The organism is Bacillus sp. NPDC094077, from assembly GCF_050279465.1.
GTDB lineage: Bacteria > Bacillota > Bacilli > Bacillales > Bacillaceae_G > Bacillus_A.
In genome coordinates this window covers 54,765-60,764 of the sequence record NZ_JBNNUF010000020.1, presented here as the reverse complement: position 1 = coordinate 60,764, position 6,000 = coordinate 54,765, and the positions used below count along the sequence as shown (strand labels likewise).

4 protein-coding genes are annotated in these 6,000 nt (G+C 32.3%); 3 read left to right on the top strand and 1 reads right to left on the bottom strand.

Annotated elements, in window-relative coordinates:
• The 3 genes from ACQKNR_RS26450 to hlyIIR form a co-directional block, all read left to right on the top strand.
• A partial coding sequence (locus tag ACQKNR_RS26450; protein ID WP_427322031.1) for an N-acetylmuramoyl-L-alanine amidase occupies positions 1–1,070 on the top strand: 1,070 nt, incomplete at its 5' end.
• Between the two features lie 298 nt (positions 1,071–1,368).
• Positions 1,369–2,607, top strand: a complete 1,239-nt coding sequence (hlyII, locus tag ACQKNR_RS26445) for a hemolysin II HlyII (RefSeq protein ID WP_427322029.1) — start codon at positions 1,369–1,371, stop codon at positions 2,605–2,607.
• 503 nt (positions 2,608–3,110) lie between these two features.
• Positions 3,111–3,716, top strand: a complete 606-nt coding sequence (gene hlyIIR, locus ACQKNR_RS26440; RefSeq protein ID WP_427322027.1) for a hemolysin II regulator HlyIIR — start codon at positions 3,111–3,113, stop codon at positions 3,714–3,716.
• A 154-nt stretch (positions 3,717–3,870) separates the two neighbouring features.
• Here hlyIIR and ACQKNR_RS26435 read toward each other — a convergent pair whose 3' ends face one another.
• A complete protein-coding gene (locus ACQKNR_RS26435; RefSeq protein WP_427322025.1) occupies positions 3,871–5,349 on the bottom strand; it encodes an Lsa family ABC-F type ribosomal protection protein in 1,479 nt (492 codons plus the stop codon).
• Positions 5,350–6,000: the final 651 nt, after the last annotated feature.

Sequence of the window (6,000 nt, the reverse complement as noted above, 5' to 3'; positions counted from 1 at the left end):
GAACTTTTGGTTCAAATGATTCATTAGACAGAGCTTCTGCAACAAAAATTATGACAAAAGTTTTAGGTATACAAATTGACTCTGATGCAAAACCAACCTTTACAGATTCACAAAACCATTGGGCTACCCCTTATATTGCTGCTGCTGAAAAAGCTGGTATTGTTAAAGGTGAAGGTAATGGAATCTTCAATCCATCCGGAAAAGTAACTCGCGCTGCTATGGCTACGATGCTAGTAAATGCATATAAACTACAAAGTACAGCCAATCATAACGAGCAGGTTAAATTTGAAGATTTAAAAGGACATTGGGGAGAAAAATATGCCAATATTTTAATTGATTTAAAAATTTCCAATGGTACCGATAACGGCTGGCAACCAAATAGATTTATAACACGTGCCGAGGCCGCACAACTAACAGCAAAAACAGATATGATGCAACATCATCCAAAAAACCCATTAGAAAGCAAAACAATCATTATTGATCCCGGACATGGTGGCGAAGATCCTGGAAAAGCCACAAAGGGATTACCTGAAAGTAAGATCGTACTAGACACTTCTTTACGTCTACAACAATTACTTGAAAAGCATACACCATTTACAGTTTTACTAACTCGTCAATCTGATAATAGACCAGGACATGATCAAAAAAGTTCTTTACAGGAACGTGTAAAATTTGCTAAGCAAAATCAGGGTGATATCTTTATAAGCATTCATGCAAATGCTTTTAATGGTAATGCAAAAGGGACAGAAACATACTACTATAAATCTTCTAAATCCGAAAAAACAAATCCTCATGTGGAAGAAAGTCGTGTTTTAGCGGAAAAAATTCAAACACGTTTAGTAGAGGCACTTCAAACACGTGATAGAGGGGTTAAACATGGAGATCTTCATGTTATAAGAGAAAACGACATGCCAGCTGTATTAACGGAACTGGCTTTTATAGATAATGGTATCGATTACAATAAATTATCTACGGCAAACGGCAGACAGATTGCAGCAGAAGCCATTTATGAAGGGATTTTAGATTATTATGAATGGAAAGGAAATAATGTATCTGAATATAGGTTGTAAAAGAAAATATAGTAATTCTAGGAATAAAGAATTTCTATAATTTTTTTACACTTTTTTAAACAACAATTTTAAATGTACATTTAAAATTGTTGTTTAAATCGTTATTTTGTGTTTTAATAATGTTGATAATGGTTATCAATAAAAGAGAGATGAAGATTAGCGAAACATGTGTTGATAGTTAGCGTCATAAAGATTAATAAATTTCTACATTGTATCGTTATGAATCTATCTCTATTATTGTGAACTAAAAATAATATGTTTATATCTTTTAAATGTTTAAGAAGGAGTGGCAGTTTGTATGAAAAAAGCAAAAGGAATAGCTAAATGTGTTGCGGTAGCGTCCGTTATTATGTCTGGATCACTTGGTTTACAAGCAACATCTGCATTTGCAGATTCTAAAGGCACTGTAGAAAATCTTCAAAATGGCGGGAAGGTCTATAATAGTTTTAAAACTACTTATGACATGAAGCAGAATATCAAAAATTCAATAAAGGTTTCTTTTATTGAGGATCCTTACGCAGATAAAAAAATTGCAATTGTTACCACTGATGGTAGTAATATAGATGCTAAATATACAATTAATGGCGGATACTATAACGCAGGTTTAAAATGGCCATCGGCTTATCATACTGAAGCAGAAATAACAAGTGGTGATAGTGCTCAATTCCATAAAGCTGCCCCAGTTAATACAATGACTTCAGCAAAGGTTACTTCTGAGGTAGGATATACACTTGGTGGAAGTGTTAAAGTTGGGGTAAATGATAAAGGGCCAAATGCCGATGCGAGTATTACAGGTAGCTTTGCTTGGAAAGAAAGTGTATCTTACGATCAAGTAGACTATAAAACGGTATTAGAGACTCACACAGATAAAAAATTAAATTGGAAAGTAGGATTCCAATCATTTAATTTCCCAGAATGGGGAATTTATAATCGTGATTCATTCAATACTTTCTATGGTAATCAACTATTTATGAAATCACGTAGTTATAATGAAGGAACGAATAATTTTGTTTCAAAAGATACAGTACCAGCTTTAACAGGATATGGTTTTTCTCCAAACGTAGTAGCGGTTATTACTGCTGATAAAACAGAATCTACATCAGATTTAAAAATAACAAATCGTAGAATTTCAGATCAGTACAATATTGAATGGGTAAGTTCAAAATGGTGGGGAACTAATAATAAGGATACATATAATGAGTTCTTTACAAACCACTATAAATTAGACTGGAAAAACCATCTAGTTACTCTTGATAACCAAAAAGCCCTTGAAGAACAAATGAATGGTATCAACAACGTGAATAACAAACTAAACAAAGGAAAAGGGAAATTATCTTTTTCAATGAATGGAAATCAACTCAAAGCTACATCTAGCAATGCTGGTTATGGTATCAGTTACGAAGATAAAAATTGGGGTATCTTTGTAAATGGTGAAAAGGTCTATACTTTTAATGAAAAAACAACTGTAGGCAATATCTCAAATGATATTAACAAATTAAACATCAAAGGACCTTATATCGAGATTAAACAGATCTAGTCAGTAAATGAGGTACGATTGATGGATAATTATCTCATCAAGATATGAGTATACTGGTATATTTTAAATCTGTATAATGTAACGAGAGGACCAGAGTTTATCTATAAAAACAGATAAGCTCTGGTCCTTATTATTTTTTTGTTCGCACAGGAAATTAAGATAAAATTAGGTGTTTTTTGCCCATTCTTTCACTCAATTAGAAAAGAGCGTGAAATATTTGAAAGCAATTGATGCTACACAGGGGTATATTATTTTAGGTATGATGTATGCTTTTCTTACTTTTTTGAATGAATTCTTTGTTTGATGATATAGGGTAGGAGAGATTCAGGAGATTTTGTTTTTTAAGACGTGCGTTGTGTAGCGAATTGTTTAAAGTAATCAAGATCTCATCAGTTGTTAAGTTACCACTTTAAATATATAATTAAATTTCATTAAAAAGATACTCTATTCAAAGTCCTTATTGGATTTTTGAAGTGAAATATATACTATTTGAGGTGTGTGAAATGGGGAAATCTCGAGAGCAGACGATGGAAAATATTTTAAAGGCTGCTAAGAAAAAATTTGGAGAGCGTGGCTACGAAGGTACGAGCATACAAGAAATTGCAAAAGAAGCGAAAGTGAATGTTGCTATGGCTTCTTATTATTTTAATGGGAAAGAAAACCTGTATTATGAGGTATTTAAGAAATATGGACTTGCTAATGAGCTACCCAATTTTCTTGAGAAGAATCAATTTAATCCTATCAATGCCCTTAGAGAATATTTAACTGTTTTTACTACACATATAAAAGAAAACCCTGAAATTGGATCATTGGCATATGAGGAGATTATTAAGGAAAGTGCACGATTAGAAAAGATTAAACCGTATTTCATAGGTAATTTTGAACAGTTAAAAGAAATATTGCAGGAGGGTGAAAAGCAAGGAGTTTTTCATTTCTTCTCCATAAATCATACGATACATTGGATCACTTCTATTGTTTTATTTCCAAAGTTTAAAAAATTTATTGATTCTTTAGGGCCAAATGAAACGAATGATACTAATCATGAATGGATGCCAGAAGATTTAGTGAACAGGATTGTTACTGCTTTAACAGATAAACCTAACATGTAAATTATTCATTGTTTATGAATCCTACCTTTCCTATTAAAAAGCCTAATTTCTCAATGTTTTGTAGAGAAATTAGGCTTTTTTCATCACTTCATTAAAGTGCTTTATAGATTAATGACTTGATTTACTGATTATATTTTCAAGTGTTCGCTTTGAGCTACATAGATATAGTTTTCGTTGCAACTGTTTGTTGAAATGCCTTATCGTGCTCAACAATAACCATTGTGGGATTAAATTGTTGAATAAGCTCTTCAATCTGCATACGCGAATAGATATCTATAAAATTTAGTGGTTCGTCCCATATATATAAATGAGCTTTTTCACATAAACTTTTAGCGATAAGCAATTTTTTCTTTTGTCCACCAGAATAATGAGATATATCTTTCTCAAATTGAATTCGGTCAAAGTCCATCTTACGTAGGATGGATTTAAATAACGTCTCATCAATCTTGTATCCTTCAATAAAGTCTGATAGCGATCCCTTCAAATGAGAAGTATCTTGTTGGACATAGGAAATGATGAGTCCTGTACCTAATGTAACTAAGCCTGTATGCTGTATTGGACGTCCCAGAATTAGTTTTAGGATACTACTTTTCCCACTCCCATTCTTGCCATCAAGTACAATTCGGTCACCTTGTTCGACTATGAAGCTAATCGATTCATTCACAATTTGGTCATCGTACTTAACGGACACATCAACCAAAGTAACTAATTCATTTGACTTAAATTTCAATTGTTCTAATTTTAATGACTCAGTTTTCTCCACATTTTTTAGTAATTTTGACTTTTCTTCAATAGCTTTTTGCTGCCTTGATTCAAGGTTCTTTGCTCTTTTCATCATCTTGGCTGCTTTATGTCCCACAAATCCCTTATCTAACTTAGAGCCTGAATTCCTCGTTCCATTTTTTGAAGCTTCCACATCATGAGACCAACTTGCTGAACGCTTGGAAGACTGTTTTAATCTCCCGATGTCTTTTTGTAGACGCTCATTTGTAGCCTCTTCGTGCTCTTGCTGCCTATCAAAATTTAATTTCCAAGAAGAATAGTTCCCACTTTGCACTTCAATATTTGCTCTATTTATAGATAAGATATGGTCAACGCATCCATCTAAAAAGATTCTGTCATGTGAAATTAAAATAAATCCTTTTTTCTTCCTTAGATAATCAGAGACTATCTTTCGTGCATCAGTGTCTAGGTGATTTGTCGGTTCATCAATTAATAGAAATTGGCCCTCATTTAAAAACAGTGCAGCAAGCAACACCTTTGTTTGTTCTCCATTTGATAATGTTTTAAAGGGTCTATACATGACCTCGGCATCAACATTTAAATAGGATATTTCACGTAGAAATTCCCAATCTTCTGCTTGGGGACAAATTTCTTCAAGGATTTCATGAGTAAATTTGTTCTTATCTGCAACAGGGTAGGGGAAGTAATTGAATTCTACCGAGGCAAGGATTTTCCCACTATACTCATAATTCCCTAACAATAAATTAAAGAATGTTGTTTTACCTCGTCCGTTCCTACCAATAAATCCTAATTTCCAATCCGTATCTATTTGGAAGTTTACACCTTCAAAAATATTATCAAAGCTACCTGGGTATGAAAAAGTTAAGTCTTGGACTTTTATCATTGACATAATAATTCCTCCTTTATATATCGAAACGTTTCATATAAAGTCGGAACATCCATCCATTTTGTTATTCCTCTATATAAGTTTGATGGATATTAACGACTTATATAGAGCATTACATGTGTAACAATAGTATCTGAATTAGTCATTTTTCTCGCTCCTTTATTTGTTAGGTAAATTTAACGATTAATAAATTTCAACTTACATAAAAGGGAATAAAAAAATCCCCCAATTTGTAATCGGAAGGATTAGTCTGTCGCTTATACTTAATAAGTACTTATTAATCATTTGAATCATGACAAATAAAGTATGAAATGAATTATAAAAATGGATAGACTAACCCTATATTTTGTAGTTTGAAGTTATAAAATTCAACTTAAAATATAAATTAGTTAATCATTATTCATCCATCATTCCTTTCATAATTCTATTTTTAGAGTAACATTCTTTTTAGGGAGATGCAATATCTGAATTATCTTCACCTAATCCTAGCTCATTTATAATTCTTTGATTAAGTAGATATAACATCGCATTTTTTTGAAATGTCACGTCTTTTGTCCATTAAAAGGGGAGCTATTTGAAATTGACATCGCCTCTAGTTGTAACTATAATAGTTACAGTGATTTCGGTAAATTAATTTGAAATTCTAAGTTAATG